This is a genomic window from Brevibacillus agri, assembly GCF_004117055.1.
Taxonomy (GTDB): Bacteria; Bacillota; Bacilli; order Brevibacillales; family Brevibacillaceae; genus Brevibacillus; species Brevibacillus agri.
The window spans coordinates 3,660,064-3,677,380 of the sequence record NZ_CP026363.1 but is presented as its reverse complement, the minus strand read 5'-3'; the positions used below and the strand labels follow the sequence as shown (position 1 = coordinate 3,677,380).

Here is a 17,317-nt window from a genome sequence, read left to right as displayed (position 1 = left end):
ACTTACTCTTCGGCTTTTTTCAAAATCTTGTCGAGCTCGGCGAAATATTGCTTCGTCAGCTTTTCTTTTTCTTCCGCGCTCATAGTTTCCGCGTTCATCCACTGCTGCTTGTAAAGCTCCAGTTGCTCCACCATCGCCAGCTCGGCCGCCGCCTCCTCGTCCAGATCGTAGTTCTCGGATGGATCAAACGGAATGAGCCGATTGTCGTTGCCGCTGCGCAGGTAGGGGGAGCGCCAGTTTTCCGGGAAGCGGTACGGCTGCTCGCCGAACATCAGTCCCAGGACGTCATCGGAGTCAATCGGCAGGAAGTGATCGTAGTTGTCCCTGCGGCCCCCTTCCGACAGGTTGATATGGGACAAAAAGTAGCGCAAATAATGTTCTCCTGTTTCGGTATGCTTTACGATGGAGTAGCTTTCAAATTCGGAGCTTTCCAGTTCTTTTATCGTTTCTATACAGGACAGAAATTCGTCCTTTTCACGCGCGAGCAGAGCGTCCATTGTCGATCGTTCCTTTCATCGGTTTGGGTAGCCTCATGATAGCAAAAGCGTTTCGCTCTGACAATGAAGGCAGAGCGGTCAAGTGCCATCCTGTTGAAAAAAGTTAACTAACGATGCTTCTCACAAAAAGCCCGTAGCTGGATCAATGGCGGCGAGAAGGCAACGGTCGCGCCTGCGGCAGCAGAAAAAGTCGCGCAAGCCTTTTGGAAAACGATGGTGGGGGAAGAAGCCGACGTTTACGAGCGCCAGGCGACAGAGGTTTATGCGGATGAGCATTGGCGCAACAGAACGTGGATGAACGTCAGCGACCAGCGGATGGAAAACGGCAAGCCTGTCCCGTATGACGTCCTGACCGTCCAGGTGGACAAGCGTGAGCGCGTCGCCTTTTACGGCAGGCGGTCTGGCTGCGATCGCACTGTCCATGACATGAAAAAAGAGGCTATCCCTTCAAGCCAAGGCAAGGGGGATAGCCTCTTCCTGTCATTTACTTAGCAGTCGTCGTTCGAACACCCGACAATGACCAGCAGGATAAACAGTACGAGCACCAATGCGAAGCTGTCTCCAAAGATGCCGTGTCCGCAGTAAGATGTACTCACGTTTGTTCCCCCTCCTTTCCGTTATGCTACAGTCTATACACGAACGCACAGATTGGCGTGGGCGAATGCCCGGTATGCGCAAAAATGGGCGCAGAAGAGCGGGAAGAGTGTAAAGAATAGACAAATTCTCAATTGACGAAGACTTTTCGCGGTGTTAAGATACTTTCAAACATCAAACCTGAAAGCAAAAAATGAATAGCATAGTAACAACTCTTATCAAGAGAGGCAGAGGGACTGGCCTGATGAAGCCTCGGCAACCGGTTAAAATCCGGTGCCAATTCCAGCAAAGCTACGTGCTTTGAAAGATGAGAGGATGGTTCAGGCGCAAGTGTATCCGCGGACAAATCCTCTTCTTTCAAAGAAGAGGATTTTTTGATGCAAAAAACGGCTGAGAATAAACCGACGCAAGGGAGAAAAGGAGCACGTCAATGAAACCCACTTTTCGCGAACAGCTTTCCCGGAAAATTCTGATTCTGGACGGTGCGATGGGCACCATGCTGCAGCAGGCGAACCTGACCGCCGATGATTTTGGCGGCGAAGCGTACGACGGCTGCAACGAGCTGCTGAATTTGACCAGGCCCGATGTGATTCGCTCCATCCATGAAAAATATTTGGAAGCGGGAGCGGACATCGTGGAGACCAATACATTCGGGGCGACTTCGGTCGTGTTGGCCGAATACGATGTCGCGGACAAGGACCTGGAAATCAATATCGCCGCTGCCCGTCTGGCGAAGGAAGCAGTCGATGCCTACTCCACAGCCGAATGGCCGCGCTACGTGGCGGGGGCGATGGGGCCGACGACGAAAACGCTGGCACTGACAGGCGGCGTCACTTTCGAGGAACTGGTGGAGTCGTACTACCGCCAGGCAAAAGGGTTGATTATCGGCGGGGTGGACGTCCTGTTGCTGGAGACGTCGCAGGATACGCTGAACGTCAAGGCAGGCGGGATCGGCATTCGCCAGGCGTTTGAAGAACTGAACGTAGAACTGCCGGTGATGCTGTCCGGAACGATCGAGCCGATGGGTACGACTTTGGCGGGGCAAAACATTGAAGCGTTCTACATCTCGCTTGAGCACCTGAAGCCCGTGACGATCGGCCTGAACTGTGCGACAGGGCCGGAATTTATGCGCGACCATCTGCGCACGTTGTCCGGCTTGGCCCAATGTGGGGTAAGCTGCTATCCAAACGCCGGGCTGCCGGACGAAAACGGGCACTACCACGAGACGCCGCAAGGACTTGCTGCGAAAATGCGCGCTTTTGCCGAGCAAGGCTGGCTGAACGTGGCAGGCGGCTGCTGCGGAACGACGCCTGACCACATCCGGGCAATGGCGGAGGCGCTCAAAGACTGCAAGCCGCGCCAGGCAACAGAGCAGGCGGTCAGTGCCGTATCCGGCATCGAGGTCGTCTACGTCGAGGACGACAATCGCCCGCTTCTGGTCGGGGAGCGCACGAACGTCATCGGCTCGAAAAAATTCCGCGATCTGATCGCAGCAGGGCAGTACGAGGAAGCGTCCGACATCGCCCGCGCCCAGGTGAAGCGCGGGGCGCACGTCATCGACATTTGCCTGGCTGACCCGGATCGCGACGAGTATGCGGACATGGAAAAGTTTTTGCAGTTCGTCGTGAAAAAGGTCAAGGCTCCGCTCATGATCGACTCGACAGACGCGAAAGTGATGGAGCTGGGCTTGCGTTATTCCCAGGGAAAAGCGATTCTCAACTCGATCAACCTGGAGGACGGACTGGAGCGCTTTGAAGAAGTGGCTCCGCTAATCCGCAAGTTCGGGGCGGCCGTCGTCGTCGGGACGATCGAGGAAGCCGGAATGGCGATCACCCGCGAGAAAAAGCTTGAGGTCGCGAAGCGCTCCTATGACATATTGGTCAACCAGTACGGCATCCCGCCGCAGGATATCATTTTTGACCCGCTCGTCTTTCCGGTAGGGACGGGAGATGAACAGTACATCGGCTCCGCGCGGGAGACGGTGGAGGGGATTCGCCTCATTAAAGAAGCGATGCCACAGTGCAAGACGATTCTTGGCGTCAGCAACGTTTCCTTCGGTTTGCCGCCAGCGGGACGCGAAGTGCTCAACGCGGTGTTTTTGTACCATACGACGCTCGCCGGACTTGATTTTGCCATCGTCAATACGGAGAAGCTGGAGCGCTACGCTTCGATCCCGGAGGACGAGCGCAAGCTGGCGGAAGCGCTGCTGTTTGAAACAAACGACGAGACATTGGCAGCCTTTACGGAGTTTTACCGCCAGAAGAAAAAAGAAGTGCGCGTGGAAGCTTCCTCGCTGACGCTGGAAGAGCGGCTGGCCCGCTATGTGGTGGAAGGCTCGAAGGACGGCCTGGTCGACGATTTGAAGCTGGCACTGGAAAAGTACACGCCGCTGGAAATCATTAACGGTCCGCTGATGGCCGGGATGGAAGAGGTCGGCCGTCTGTTCAACGGCAACCAGCTCATCGTTGCGGAAGTGCTGCAAAGCGCGGAAGTCATGAAAGCGTCCGTCTCGTTTTTGGAGCCGTTCATGGAAAAGAGCGATTCCGCGTCGAAAGGCAAAATTTTGCTGGCGACCGTCAAAGGCGACGTGCACGACATCGGCAAAAATCTGGTGGAGATCATTTTGGCCAACAACGGCTACAACGTCGTGAACCTGGGGATCAAAGTGCCGCCTGAGCAACTGATTGCCGCCTGCCGCAAAGAGAAGCCGGATGCGATCGGCCTGTCCGGGCTGCTGGTGAAGTCGGCCCAGCAGATGGTCATTACCGCACAGGACTTGCGTGCGGCGGGAATCGACGTGCCGATGATGGTCGGAGGGGCGGCGTTGACCCGCAAGTTCACCTCCAACCGGATTGCGCCTGAATACCGCGGGGTTGTGCTGTACGCCAAAGACGCGATGGACGGCCTCGATCTCGTCAACCGTCTGCAAAACCCGGAGGAGCGCGAGCGGCTGATCGCGGAACAGCAGGATTTGGCCGAAGCGGCTGCTGCCGCTGCTGCACAGCCTGTCGTGCAGGAGAAAAAAGCTCCGCTCCCGGCGCGTTCGGCCATCAGCAGAACCGTTCCGATCCACCTGCCGCCGGATTGCGACCGCCATGTGCTGCGCCAATACCCGATCAGCCACTTGCAGCCGTACTTGAACTTGCGCATGCTGCTCGGCAAGCATCTGGGCGTGCGCGGCAATGTGGAAAAGCTGCTCGAAGCGGGCGACGAAAAAGTGCTGGAGCTGTACGGCGTGGTCGAGGAACTATTAAAGGAAGCGAAGCAGCGCGGAACGATTACTGCGCACGGCGTGTACCAGTTTTTCCCGGCGCAAGCGGACGGCAACGATATTATCGTCTACGATCCAAACGATCACAGCAAAGTGCTGGAGCGCTTCTCGTTCCCGCGCCAGCCGGAGGAACCGCATCTGTGTCTGTCTGATTTCTTGCGCCCGGTCGAGAGCAAGGAAATGGATTACGTCGGCTTTTTGACTGTGACGGCAGGGGGCGGTATCCGCGAGCGTTCGACGGAACTGAAGGAGCGCGGCGACTATTTGCGCTCGCACGTCTTGCAGGCGCTCGCTCTGGAGTTGGCGGAGGCGTTCGCCGAGCGGATTCACCACATGATGCGCGACGTCTGGGGGATTCCCGATCCGGCGGAGATGACCATGCTGGAGCGCTTCGGTGCCCGTTACCAAGGCATTCGCGTGTCGTTCGGCTATCCGGCTTGCCCGAATCTGGAGGACCAGGCGCAGTTGTTCCGTCTGCTGCGGCCAGAGGATATCGGCGTTCAGTTGACAGAAGGCTTCATGATGGAGCCGGAAGCATCTGTCTCCGCGATGGTATTTGCCCACCCGGAAGCGCGCTACTTTAACGCGGGTCCGTCGGTGTTTGAAGTATAGATCGTCTAATGAAATGGGAGAGAAGGGATTGAGTTGACGACGAGCAAGAAAGACTTACGGGACTATTTGCAAGATCACCTGCTGGTCGGAGACGGAGCCATGGCGACCCAGCTACATGCGCTGGGTGCCCCGGTTGGCGTCAGCTTTGAAGAATTGTGTTTATCCAATCCGCGCGTGGTGCATGAGGTTCATGCCTCGTACTATCAGGCGGGGGCGCGCCTTTTGGAGACGAATACGTTTTCGGCGAACCGCGACGCGCTCAGCCGCTACGGCCTGGAGCACAAGGTAGCGCGGATCAACCGTCTCGCTGTGGCGATCGCCCGCGAGGCGGCACAGGATGATGCGTATGTAGCGGGCAGCATCGGCTCGATTTTGGCCGGACGGGTCAAGAAAAAGGTACTGGATGAATATCGCGACCAGTACGAGGAACAGGCAATCGCCCTGTTGCACGCAGGCGCAGACGCGCTGATTTTGGAGACGTTTCTCGATCTGGAGGAGCTATTGCTGGCGATTGAGGTCATCCGTCCGTTGACAGATGTGCCGGTCATCGCCCAGCTTGCGACGCTCGAAGTCGGGCGGACGCGCGACGGCTACTCGTTGACAGACGCTTTTCCGCAGTTGAAAAAGGCAGGAGCTGACATCATCGGCCTGAACTGCCGTTTGGGTCCGGCTGAAATTTTGCGCTCTTTTGAAGGGACGATCTTCCCGGACGATTCGCTGCTGTCGGCGTTTCCAAACGCAGGAAGGCTGGGCATGACGGACGGGGAGTACGCCTTCAAGTCGTCTCCCGAATACTTTGCTGAAAGCGCCTTGCGCCTGAGGGACCAGGGAGTTCGCCTGATCGGCGGCTGCTGCGGAACGACTCCTGCGCACGTGAAGGCGATGGCAGACGCGCTCGCTTCGCAACAGCCGAAAGCCCGCGTCAATCCGCCCGTTGCCCTGGTCGAGCGCCCGCACATTTCCGTGCAAAGCACCCACGAGCGGGAAAAGCCGAGCATTGTCGAGCGGGTCAAAACAGGCACGACGATCATCGTCGAATTTGATCCGCCGCGCGATCTCGACGCCGAGCAGTTTTTGGACGGTTGCTGCGAACTGCACAAGGCCGGGGCGGATGCGATCACCCTGGCGGACAATTCGCTCGCCACTGTGCGGATGAGCAACATGGCGCTCGGCGCGCTGATGAAAAACAGGCACGGGATCGACCCGCTGCTGCACATCGCCTGCCGCGACCGCAATCTGATCGGCCAGCAATCCCACCTCATGGGGCTGCACGCGCTCGGCATCGACCAAATTCTCGTCATCACGGGCGACCCGTCGCGCTTCGGCGATTTGCCGGGGGCCAGCTCGGTGTTTGACGTTACTTCCTTCGATCTGATCCGCATGGTGAAGCAACTGAACGAAGGCGTCTCGTTCTCGGGACGTCCGCTGAAGCAAAAAGCCCAGTTTATCGTCGGCGCGGCCTTCAACCCGAACGTCCGCAACATGGCGGCAGCCGTCGCCCGACTGGAAAAGAAAGTCGAGGCCGGGGCCGATTACATCATGACTCAGCCGGTGTACGACGTCGAATCGATCCGGCAGGTGCACGAGGCGACCAAGCACATCGGGATTCCCGTCTTTATCGGAATCATGCCGTTGACCAGCTCGCGCAACGCCGAGTTTTTGCACAACGAGGTGCCGGGCATCAAGCTTTCGGCGGAAGCGCTGGAGCGAATGAAAAAGGTGCAGGGTCCGGCCGCCAGACAGGAAGGGATCGCCATTGCGAAAGAGCTGCTCGATACGGCTGTCCGCTATTTCAACGGCATTTACCTGATTACGCCCTTCAACTACTACGAGATGGCAGCGGAGCTGATCGCCTACGTGCGCCAGCAGAGCGCGCTGGTCAAAACGGCGCAGCCGTAACGGCTTTCGCTCGCCAAGCCCACTCTCTGTCGACATGCCAACAGGCCCTCGCGTAAAAGACAGGCTACAGCCTTTGTCGTTTACGCGAGGGCTTTTAGTTCGTCCAGCATGTACGCAGTCTTTAAGGATTCGCGTGTGCAAAATTGCTGGATGTGCGCCGCATCCATTTGCTCGTACTGCTTCATGCGCAAAAAGCGTTCCATTATATGCGGAAAGGCGAGGTCGACAAACAGCAGGTGAAGCTGTTCGGCCGACAGCGGGTTTTCCCGCAAATAGCCGCGCAACAGGTAGGCAAACAGTTGCTTGTTCCATGCCCCTTCCTTGCGCATGGCAAGCGACAGCACACGGCTGATGTCTTTGGAAGGAAAGTCGTAGCGGACATCTTCCCAGTCGATGATCGCGATTCGTTTGTTGCGCACAAGCAAATTGCCGTTGTTGAAGTCGCCGTGGCAGAGGAAGTGCTTGCTGAGCGGCGCTTTTTTCCACTTGGCAAAATAGGCGGACGTATTCAGTTGCTTGCGCGCCGTCTGTCCAGCCTGGCGAAAATACGGGAGGTACTCGACGATGGTGGAGAAATGCGGCTTCTGCTTGTCTGCGTGCCGTTGCTCCCATTTTTCCAGCGCGGCCAGGTCCGTTTTGTATTCTTCCGACCATTTTTTGGCGCCGTTGTAAAGTTCGCCGTGCTTGGAGGTAAAGCCGAGCGAGCTTTTGTGAAACTGCCCGAGCAAAGCGCCGACCTGCTCCAGCTTGCCCGGCGAGTTGTAGGCGAGCTTCGGCCAGGACAGCCACTGATGGAGGACGAACAGGTTGTCTTTCCAAATAATATAGCGTTTGCTGTTTTTCGTCCGCTGAATACCGGGGATGAGGATTCCTTGTTTGCGCAGGTGCGCTTCGGCGTTCAGGATAAAATGCTGGCGCTCTTTGGGCAAATACGATACTTTGCCGATGAACTTGCCGATGGAAGTATCGAAAAAAACGACGAGCGACTTGGGCGTTTCCCTAAGCTTTTCGTGCTGGATGACAGTCAGGGCGTATTTTTGCTCGATCTTGGGATGAGGTCGTCCATCCGGTTTGCGCCTCCCTTGCGTATAAGATCGTACGATTATAGTACGCCAAGAGAGACAGCGGTTGACACAAAAATGCTCAGCCGGGCGGCAAGGGCAGCGGATGCCAGTTCTTTTCCCGCAAAAAGGCGCTGAGCTCGGCGAATTTGGCGATTCTCTCCGCGCGCGTGAAGGAAGCGTTGGCTCCGCTCGTGGACGGGATCACAAACAGATAGCTGCCAGCCCAGTCATCTGTGGCAAATGCTTTTTCCGGCTGCAAGCCGAGAGCGACAGCCGCCTTCTTCCGGCCCGTGGCATGGCGAAAGGCGGTAATCCCGTTAAAGCAGATGACGCGCGGGCGATAGGTCTGGATCATCTGGACGAACTGCTCGGCCCCTGTCGCGAAGTCGTCGCGGGTGAGGTCCTGCGACGAGCGGGTAGGGCGCGAGACGAGATCGGTAATGCCGTAATCGTATTCAAGCAGCAGGGCGGTTTCTTCCGGGCGCAGTTGCCGGGGGGTAAGCCCGCCTTCGAACAGGCCGCGCCAAAACAAATTCGCCGGGTTCGCGTAGTGGAAGCCTGCCGACGCCGAGACGCGCCCGGGATTGATGCCGCAAAACAAAACCGCCAGATCGCGGCGGATGTAAGTCGGCAGCCATTTTTCCGTAAAGTCGACCAATGCGATTCCCTCCGTTTTTTTCACATTGTAGCACATCCGAGAGCGCTTACAGCAACAAGCAAAAAAAGCCGCCAGACGGCTGGCAGCTTATCGGTAAAAGGTCGATCGGTTCGGTAGTGAAATTACAGTTGAGCGTACGGCAGCATGTGCTCCGGCTCGTTCATGATGAATTGTTCCATTTCATTGCGGACGTATTTTTTTGTCTCGAATGGAACGGCTTCGTGTTCTTCTTTGCCCCACAACCAGCGCGACAACGATTGAATCATAAGGATTCTCCTCACTTGGTGGTAATGTTTTACATGCTCATCATACTCCTGTTTTGTTGGTTTGTGGTTGGGGATCTGTGAATAAGGCGTGAAGAAATGGTGGATAGAACGTGAACAAAAAGGAAGCGATTACAGCCACAGATGAAAAAAGCGCTCCCGGATCGGGAACGCTGAGGGTACAACCTGTTACAGTTTGTAGATGTCGGTATATTTTTTCTCCAGGTAATCCATCAGGTAAGTGGCGTTTGTGCCTTCCCCGGTAATCGCTTGCACGAGTTCGCGCGGGCTTTTCATTTTGCCGTACTGATGAATGTTTTCTTTGAGCCAGGCGCGAATCGGAGCGAAGTCGCCGTTCGCCACGAGGTCTTCGAAGCCGCTAAGCTCGCTTTTCATCACATGGGCGAACTCGGCGGCGTACACGTTTCCGAGCGAGTAGGTTGGGAAGTAGCCAAAGCTGCCGCCGGACCAGTGCACATCCTGGAGGACGCCCAGCGTGTCGGTTGGCGGTTCGATGCCCAAGTATTCCTTCATCTTTTCGTTCCAGATTTGCGGCAGATCGGCAACCTGGATCGTCTGGTTGATGAGCCCTTTTTCGATCTCGTAGCGAATCATGACGTGCAGGTTGTACGTCAGCTCGTCTGCTTCGGTGCGGATGAACGACGGGGTCACGGAGTTGATAGCGCGGTACAGGTCTTCGGCCGTCACGCCTGCGAACTGCGCCGGGAACGCTTTTTGCAAATCCGCGAAAAAGTGGTTCCAGAACGGCAGGCTGCGCCCGATCATGTTTTCCCAGAAGCGGGACTGCGACTCGTGAATGCCCATCGAGGTGCCGTCGCACAGCGGGGTAAACAGCAGCTCCGGATTGATGTTTTGCTCGTACATCGCGTGGCCCGCTTCATGAATGCAACTGAACAAGGCGGAGTTGAAATCATTTTCGGCGTAGCGCGTCGTGATGCGGACATCTCCCGGATTGAAGGTCGTGCAGAACGGATGCGCGCTTCTGTCCATCCGGCCTGCCTTGAAGTCGTAGCCGATTTTCTCCAGGATATAGCGGCTGAACGCTTCCTGCTCGGCAATGGGGAAGTTTTTGTGCAAAAACGACGTGTCCGGCTTGTTCGGGGAGTCGGCGATCGCTTTGACCAGCTTGACGGTTTTTTCGCGCAAGGTGGCGAAGATCGGATCGAGCTGATCGACCGTCATGCCCGGCTCGTACAGGTCGAGCAAGGTGTTGTACTTGTTCTTGCCGTCGTGTCCCCAATATTCAATAAACTCAAGCTGGAAGTTGACGATTTTCTCCAGGTACGGCTGGAACATGGAAAAGTCGTTGTTCGCCCGGGCTTCTTCCCATACGGTTTCCGCCTGGGAGGTCAGCACGACAAACTCCTGATACTTGGCAGCCGGAATTTGCTTGTTGCGGTCGAACTCTTTTTTGCATTCGAGGACGCTGTGGCGGGTGATTTCGTCGAGTGCTTCCAGGGCGGACGGTTCACCGAGCTCGGCGAGAAACGCTTCCATTTCCTTGGACGTCGCCAGCTTGAACTGTTCGCCAGCCAGCACGCCGATGATCTCGGAGCGGGCATCCATCCCTTTGCGCGGAGCTTGTGTAGCTTTGTCCCAATGCAGGACGGCGAGTGCCTGGTTGTAGCTGGTCATTTTTTTCACATAGGCCCGAAAATCGGCCGCGCGTGTTTCGAGATTCGTCGTCATGAAGTCCCTCCTGTGTAATTGTGCATAGCCATGTTATCAATATGTACATCATGCAGTCAAAAAATTTTTACTACTAAATATTATAACGATTTGGAGAAAAATTACTAGGTGGATGCAGGGCGCATTTGTCGGTATAATCGTATAGGAAAACAATCTGGCACCTTATTCGCGACGACAGGAGAATGAAGATGAGTCAAACCAATCCCCAATGGGAAAATGAGATAGCAAAACGCCGCACCTTTGCCATCATCTCCCACCCGGATGCGGGTAAAACAACGATGACGGAAAAGCTGCTCTACTACGGTGGAGCCATTCGTGAGGCAGGGGTGGTCAAAGGCCGGAAAAACGCCAAGCACGCCACATCCGACTGGATGGAGATCGAGAAAAAGCGCGGAATCTCCGTGACGTCCAGTGCGATGGACTTTGAATACAAAGGGCACCATATCAATATTTTGGACACTCCTGGTCACCAGGACTTCAGCGAAGACACATACCGCACCCTGACCGCCGCCGATGCCGCTGTCATGATTATCGACGTGGCCAAAGGGGTGGAGGCGCAGACGATCAAGCTGTTCAAAGTCTGTCGGATGCGGGGCATCCCGATTTTTACGTTCGTCAACAAGCTCGACCGCCACGGGAAGGACCCGTTTGAACTGCTGGAAGAAATCGAGCGCGTGCTGGGCATCCGCTCGTACCCGATGAACTGGCCGATCGGCATGGGCAGCTACTTCAGCGGCGTCTACGACCGGATGAAATCCCGCGTCGAGCTGTACCAGAACAACTCGCAGCACGAGGAAATTTCGTTTTTCCCGGTCAAGGGCGCAGAGGACCCGATGATCGGCGAGCGCGTCGGTCAGGAGCTGTGGCAGCAGTTGCAGGACGAAATCTCCCTGCTCGATGTCGCCGGGGACGAATTTGATCCCGAGCTGATCGCCCAAGGACAGCTCACGCCTGTATTTTTCGGCAGTGCGATCAACAACTTCGGCGTGCAGACCTTCCTGGACAACTTCCTGCAAATGGCGCCAGCGCCTTCTGCGAAAAAGAGCAATATCGGCCTGATCGATCCGTACACGAATCCGTTTTCCGGCTTCATTTTCAAAATCCAGGCCAACATGAACCCTGCCCACCGCGACCGTATCGCCTTTTTGCGCATTTGCTCCGGCAAGTTCGAGCGGGGCATGTCCGTGAAGCACGTGCGTCTCGGCAAAGACATCAAGCTGGCCCAGCCTGTGCAGTTCATGGCGCAAGATCGCGAAATCGTCGAGGAGTCGTTCGCCGGTGACGTCATCGGCTTGTTCGACCCGGGCATTTTCCAGATCGGCGATACGCTCTGTGTCGGCCAATCGTTTGAGTACGAGGAAATGCCGCACTTCTCGCCGGAGTTTTTCTCCAAGGTGATGGTGAAAGACGCGATGAAACACAAGCAGTTCCAAAAAGGCATCATGCAACTGACAGAGGAAGGGACGGTGCAGTTGTTCCGCACCTATCCGATGGAAGAGCTGATTTTGGGTGTAGTCGGCGTCCTGCAGTTCGAGGTGCTGGAATACCGCCTGAAGGCCGAGTACGGTGTCGAAATCATGCTGACGAGAATGCCGTACCAGATCGCGCGTTGGCTGGAAGGCGATAAGGCGGCGCTCGACGCCGTGAAAAACAAAACGGTTACCGACCGCTATGGCCGCCCGGTGATGCTGTTTGAAAGCGAGTATCAACTGCGGGTCGCCATGGAAAAGTATTCGTCGATCAAGTTCCACGAAAGCTCGCTCGGATTGAAAGCGACGCAGTCATAAGTGATGAAAAGAACAGGACCTCTTGAGCAGTGGCGGGGTCCTGTTTTGCTTTTCCTATCCTACTTGGACGACTCCCCTCATATACTGGGACAAAGACTGGCGGGATGAGAGGAAGGGAATGCTTTGAGGGTTCTGCTGTTGGTCGTGTTGTTTCTCGTTGCCTTCGACATGCACGCACAGACGCCGCTTTTGGCGCCGTACTTGAATATTTTGGGTGTGTCGGCTGCCATGATCGGCTTTGTGCTGGGCGGCTATGCAGTAAGCAATCTGACCGGAAATCTCTTCGCGGGTCCTTTTCTCGATCGGTTTCCGAAAAAGTGGTTTATCGCCGGAGGCTTGATTCTGGCCGGATTCATGCTGATTGGTCAAGGCGTCGTGACGCATACGGGCGGTTTTTTTGCTTTTCGGCTCATGCTTGGCTTTGTCATGGCCTTCGTCTCTCCCGCCTGCTCGGCGATGCTGGGCGAGACGGGCAAGACGGCGCTCGAACAAGGCGAGATCATGGGCAAAAAAGGACTGGTGCTCACGACAGCGGGGATTGTGTCGCCAGCGGTCGGCAGCTTTTTTGCCGTTCAGTTCGGCTACGGCCAATCGTTTGTCATTCTCGGCTACATCATGATCGTAGCCGGCGTGTTTTCCTGGCTCGTGCTCCCGGCCAAAGTGGATGGCGGCGGCATGCCTGCCAAGCTATTGCCCAAGGCGGCAGGTCGCCAAAGCCTGCTGACGATTCTGGAAAATCGCATGCTGTATCCGGCCTTTTTGGGCGGGTTTGCGATCATTTACGCGCAAGGGACGATCATCTACGAGGTGCCGCTGCTCGTGCAAAAGCAAGGGATGTCGCCAGCCGTGACCGGCATTTTGTTCAGTTTGAAAGGTTTGGGGGCGCTGGCGATTCTCTGCCAGTTTTGGCTGCACAAAGTCCCGGTGGAGACGCGAAGCTTTGCCGGACTCGGAGTGCTCGGCGCGCTTTTGTACATGCTCGCGCTCGGCGTGGCGATCCCGATCCAGGTGATGATGTTTTTGTTCGGCGCCTGCTTCGGCATGTTGTTCCCGGCTTTTGCCACGATCCTGACGGTGCACTCGCCGCGCGAGCTGTACGGCAGCGTGTTCAGCATCTACTCGGCGGTGCTGTCTGTCGGGGCGGTGCTGAGCCCGGTCATCGCGGGCTTGTTGGGGAATTGGCATCATTCGTACTTTATTGCGTTCTTCGTGACGGCAGGGGTGTGTTTGATCGGCGTGTTGCATCGGTTGTTGTTGAGCGGGGTTCCGCGGTAGAGGGTGGAGAGAGTTTTCCTGGGGCGGGGGAACTCTTTTTTGTGTGCGGGGTATATCGACATTTTTAAAAGCAGAAATGAGGGGGGGCGACCGAAAATGCCTTATTGATAATAATAGCTATTAACGAAAGTATGATTCATGGTCTTTAACGAGAGAAAATGTTGGGACAGTTTCTAGAAATGCAAGTATCTTCGTTTAGTACTGCAGTTACACTGTTCTTTGGTTTTCCTTAGTCTGCCAGAGTAATTTTCAGAGGAATTCAAGTAGACACAAGCGAGGCGAAATACTGTAGATCTAGTTTCTGTGCTCCAGAGTGAAGCAAGCCTCCCAAACAGTAGACAAAACTAGTGTCCATGATACTAGTGTGTTGTAATATGCACACCTTATGGGGGCTGGCTCCACGATTGGCACTATTAAACTACATGAAGTCCAGTGTAAACTGGGTAATTTGGTGATCCAGTCATTATAAAAAGCAAATAGTTAAAAGTAGGGGGGAAGATTGAGTGTTTAGACAGAATACTTTACAGACTAATTTGTTTCAATTATTTCTGCGACTTGTAAGTGCATTTGCGGATTAGCGGTCTCTAGCGTTATTCGATGAAATTTTGTTTTAAATTTGTGTTTCAAGTCATCAACGACAGTTGGCTTTATAAGGTAATTGGGGAAATTGTCAGCGAACTCTTTCCGATTGTTCCATAACCTGAGTTCTCTTACTTTTTGTGATTCAGCATCAATATTCTCAGAGCGAAGGTCAGTAATAGACCCATGGCCAAAATATGTTGCTAGTGCCATAAAATCAATTATTGGAACGTCATGCAATTTCATTCCTGTGAAGTGGGGATAATTACAAATAACAGCAGAATAAATTGGTTTCCCCTCTACACCATTTAGTATTTCAGAAAAGTAATCATTATGTTTTTGTCATTAGCGTTGCATAAAAAATGAATCCATCTATTGTCAAATTATTCTGAATGACATTTTCAACTTCACAACCAAAAACGAGAACAGCCAAGCAAAAGGTAGCCACTATCCATTTGGTAGTTTTATACATTTATTACAACATCGACAACAACAAACAACACTTACTTCCTTTTCTGTCGCCCTCTGGATGTTCGTTTGGATTGGTAATCCATTCTGCCTATCCATTGTTCAAAGGTCTGCCAGAGAAACACTTTGAGCCATCTACTGATTTGCAGCAGACTGTGCTGACTGTTTCTTTCCAGCTTTACAAGAAGCAACAAGCAGTAAGCAATGAGAGCGAGAAAAACTTGATTCCAGACCGCATTTTCACTTGTTCCATAGAACGTCTTGATCTTTGCGTGTTGTTTCATCCATTTGAAAAACAGTTCTATTTGCCAGCGCCAACGGTAGATGTCGCTCAATTCTTCTGCTTCTAAGTCGAACCGATTGGTGATGATTCGAATACGATTTCCTTTCGAATCATGCGTTTCAATCAGTCGTAACACATTATCCACCCGTTTTTGTGGCGTTCCAAGAAGGATCATGGAGTCAGATAAAACGGAGCTTTCTGGTGGTACTTTGAAAGTATACAAATGACGAGTTTCCGCGTTATCCTTGAGACGTGAAGCAAAAAAGATGCCCTGATCGGTATACTCATCGAACTTTTCATAATCCACGTACCCTCGATCAAAGACGTACATGGCTCCGATCTCATCAATCAGCGACTCCATTTGGGTGCGGTCATTGGATTTGGCACAAGTTAGGGAAATCTTTTCAGGATAGACATCCTCCTGGCTTGCGAAAACGAGACGAAGATGAATTTTGATTCCTGCCTTTGTTTCGCGAAAGGTTGCCCACTTATACTTTTGCAAACATAATCCAATTGTAGTGGAATCAATGATCTTTATGTGTTTTCGAAGAGAGCAGGCTTTTCCGGAAACGCGTTGAATTTGCTGGACAAGGTCGACAAAAACTTCTTCAAGCAAAGCAGGTTCTACCCGATTGTTTTTTCGACTAAGCTGTGCGGGGCTGATCGATGACAGTCCTAATTCTTGCTGAAATTTCTTTGATAGAACATCGTCAGCAATGGCTCGAAGCCCTTCGCGTTGCTGAAGTTGGGCATGTAAAAATAGGAGAAGATACGCTTTTGTCGTCAGCTTCTTCACGTACTTGTCTTGATCCGTTTCGTCAATTCGTTGTTGAAGTTTCATAATATTGATGGGTGCAACCCATTTACCAAATGAAGAAAATAGGGTATTCTTGTCCATGAGCTATCCTTTGCGTTGGATTTGGACAGGAACTACCTGACCTTTCCAGTGTAAAGGATTTTTTTGTTCCCTAGACAACCAAATACCAAAGATTATGTGTATTTTGAATGATGGGAAAAGATTAATGCAACGCTAGTGTGTTTTTGTACAAAGTTTATTTTTCTCTTTAACTGTAGGGCTCCATCAGATAATCTTTTGATGGCATTATGGACATCCCTTGGCTCCATTGGATACTTTACATTTTTTATTTCAGCAATAAAGATAAAATCATCGAATGAAACGATAAGGTCAATTTCCTCAGAAACTTTCTTTGAAATCTGAAAATCGCTTAGTGAAGGAATAGTAAAATTACCTTTAGAGACTAACTTGGATTTTAAATCATTTTTAATGAAAGTTTCTAGTGCAAAACCCCTCTCATTTAAATTAAATCCAGCTCCTTCAAGCCATTCATCGATCAATTGCAGATAATTGGGAGATAATATGGATGGTATAGAAAGATAGAATACATCTTGATCTTTTACTAAAGGGCGTTTCCATAGATTTATTCTTTCCATTTGGAGAATGTCGCTTTGTATTAGATTTATGTAAGATTCAATTTGAGTAGTTGTGTATGTCGTTGTATCTATAAAATAATTCATTAAATCTTTTTTTCTAGGATGTGTCTGAAAACTCATTATTGAGTTAGTTTAAAGATGGACGCGACATATACAAACGCTAGGAATGATTTGGCCAGCTTGTCGTAACGAGTAGCGATTCGTCGAAAATGTTTGATTTTATTGAAGAAGCACTCCACCAAGTGCCGTTCTTTATAGCGGTACCAATCCACTTTCCAAGGATTTTTATTATTCGCTTTAGGCGGGATGGTGTACGCTGCCTGCTTAGCCGTAATCCAATGCCGAATGCCTTCTGAGCCGTAGGCTTTGTCACCAACAATATGGCTTCCCGTAAGATCAAACCCTTGAAGCAAATTGATCGCTGGAACGGAATCATAGACGTGCCCCCCCGTGAGAAGAAAAGCGAGGGGATTCCCTAATCCATCGACGACGGTATGAAGTTTGGTTGTCTTTCCGCCACGGCTGACGCCTATGTGCTGATTTACTTCGTGTCCTTCTGCGTTTTTTTAGCACCCGCACTGTGTTGATGAGCTTTGACCGATGTAGAATCGATGCTCAAGTTTTCAAAGTCAGGTTCTACGTGAAGAGCTTGGAAGATGGCGACAAGTAATCCGGTATCTCTCCACTTGCAGAAGCGACTGTAGACCGTTTTCCATGAACCATAACGTTCTTCCGGCAAATCTCGCCAAGCCGCACCACTTCGGGCAATCCAAAGAATGGCATTAAACATGGTACGATTACTTAATTTGGACGGACGTCCTGTTCGATAGGGGGGGAACATGTCCTGAATTTGTTCCCACTGTTCATCGTTTATTTCGTACCGTCTTTGAATCATGCTCGTTGCT

The 17,317-nt window shown here is 52.8% G+C and carries 14 protein-coding genes and 1 riboswitch; of the genes, 5 read left to right on the top strand and 9 right to left on the bottom strand.

Annotated elements, in window-relative coordinates; genetic code table 11:
* Nucleotides 1–2: 2 nt before the first annotated feature.
* Nucleotides 3–497 (bottom strand): hypothetical protein, encoded by a 495-nt coding sequence (locus BA6348_RS18070; protein WP_005835067.1) that lies wholly within the window; start codon nt 495–497, stop codon nt 3–5.
* 213 nt (nt 498–710) lie between these two features.
* Between BA6348_RS18070 and BA6348_RS18065 the strand changes: the two genes are divergently transcribed.
* Nucleotides 711–989, top strand: coding sequence for a hypothetical protein (locus BA6348_RS18065; protein WP_007785156.1), 279 nt, complete (start codon nt 711–713; stop codon nt 987–989).
* Here BA6348_RS18065 and BA6348_RS18060 read toward each other — a convergent pair.
* Nucleotides 986–1,093, bottom strand: coding sequence for a YjcZ family sporulation protein (locus BA6348_RS18060; RefSeq protein WP_005835070.1), 108 nt, complete (start codon nt 1,091–1,093; stop codon nt 986–988). The two genes, BA6348_RS18065 and BA6348_RS18060, sit on opposite strands and share 4 nt — an antisense overlap.
* A 210-nt stretch (nt 1,094–1,303) precedes the next feature.
* Nucleotides 1,304–1,405: riboswitch (SAM riboswitch) on the top strand.
* A 116-nt stretch (nt 1,406–1,521) separates the two neighbouring features.
* On the opposite strand from BA6348_RS18060, the gene metH reads away from it, so the two are divergent.
* On the top strand, nt 1,522–4,974 hold the full coding sequence (metH, locus tag BA6348_RS18055; RefSeq protein WP_005835072.1) for a methionine synthase: 3,453 nt from the start codon (nt 1,522–1,524) through the stop codon (nt 4,972–4,974).
* Nucleotides 4,975–5,007: 33 nt separating this feature from the next.
* Entirely contained in the window at nt 5,008–6,873 is a 1,866-nt protein-coding gene (locus BA6348_RS18050; RefSeq protein ID WP_005835074.1) for a bifunctional homocysteine S-methyltransferase/methylenetetrahydrofolate reductase, read from the top strand.
* A gap of 80 nt (nt 6,874–6,953) precedes the next feature.
* Here BA6348_RS18050 and BA6348_RS18045 read toward each other — a convergent pair whose 3' ends face one another.
* The 4 genes from BA6348_RS18045 to BA6348_RS18035 all read right to left on the bottom strand — a co-directional run bounded on the left by BA6348_RS18045 (nt 6,954) and on the right by BA6348_RS18035 (nt 10,568).
* The gene (locus BA6348_RS18045; protein WP_005835076.1) at nt 6,954–7,802 is read right to left on the bottom strand and encodes a phosphotransferase; all 849 of its coding nucleotides are present in this window, start codon (nt 7,800–7,802) and stop codon (nt 6,954–6,956) included.
* A gap of 214 nt (nt 7,803–8,016) precedes the next feature.
* On the bottom strand, nt 8,017–8,595 hold the full coding sequence (locus BA6348_RS18040) for a mismatch-specific DNA-glycosylase (protein WP_026557033.1): 579 nt from the start codon (nt 8,593–8,595) through the stop codon (nt 8,017–8,019).
* A gap of 122 nt (nt 8,596–8,717) precedes the next feature.
* The gene (locus BA6348_RS26810; RefSeq protein WP_005835081.1) at nt 8,718–8,861 is read right to left on the bottom strand and encodes a hypothetical protein; all 144 of its coding nucleotides are present in this window, start codon (nt 8,859–8,861) and stop codon (nt 8,718–8,720) included.
* A 186-nt stretch (nt 8,862–9,047) separates the two neighbouring features.
* Complete coding sequence (locus tag BA6348_RS18035) at nt 9,048–10,568, bottom strand: carboxypeptidase M32 (protein ID WP_122952642.1); 1,521 nt, start codon at nt 10,566–10,568, stop codon at nt 9,048–9,050.
* A gap of 188 nt (nt 10,569–10,756) precedes the next feature.
* Between BA6348_RS18035 and BA6348_RS18030 the strand changes: the two genes are divergently transcribed.
* Nucleotides 10,757–12,355 carry a peptide chain release factor 3 gene (locus BA6348_RS18030; protein WP_025848437.1) on the top strand — a complete coding sequence of 533 codons (1,599 nt, stop codon included), beginning with the start codon at nt 10,757–10,759 and terminating at the stop codon, nt 12,353–12,355.
* A gap of 123 nt (nt 12,356–12,478) precedes the next feature.
* On the top strand, nt 12,479–13,630 hold the full coding sequence (locus tag BA6348_RS18025; RefSeq protein WP_035317419.1) for an MFS transporter: 1,152 nt from the start codon (nt 12,479–12,481) through the stop codon (nt 13,628–13,630).
* 1,082 nt (nt 13,631–14,712) lie between these two features.
* Here BA6348_RS18025 and BA6348_RS18020 read toward each other — a convergent pair.
* The 3 genes from BA6348_RS18020 to BA6348_RS18010 form a co-directional block, all read right to left on the bottom strand.
* Nucleotides 14,713–15,858, bottom strand: coding sequence for an IS4 family transposase (locus BA6348_RS18020; protein ID WP_025845287.1), 1,146 nt, complete (start codon nt 15,856–15,858; stop codon nt 14,713–14,715).
* Nucleotides 15,859–15,950: 92 nt separating this feature from the next.
* A complete protein-coding gene (locus BA6348_RS18015) occupies nt 15,951–16,412 on the bottom strand; it encodes a hypothetical protein (protein WP_165329000.1) in 462 nt (153 codons plus the stop codon).
* A 119-nt stretch (nt 16,413–16,531) separates the two neighbouring features.
* Nucleotides 16,532–17,307, bottom strand: a protein-coding gene (locus BA6348_RS18010) for an IS5 family transposase (RefSeq protein ID WP_170206163.1) whose coding sequence is annotated in 2 segments (ribosomal slippage) — nt 16,532–16,980 and nt 16,980–17,307 — 777 coding nt in all. Because the reading frame shifts where the segments join, the coding sequence is not laid out codon by codon here.
* Between the last annotated feature and the right edge of the window lie 10 nt (nt 17,308–17,317).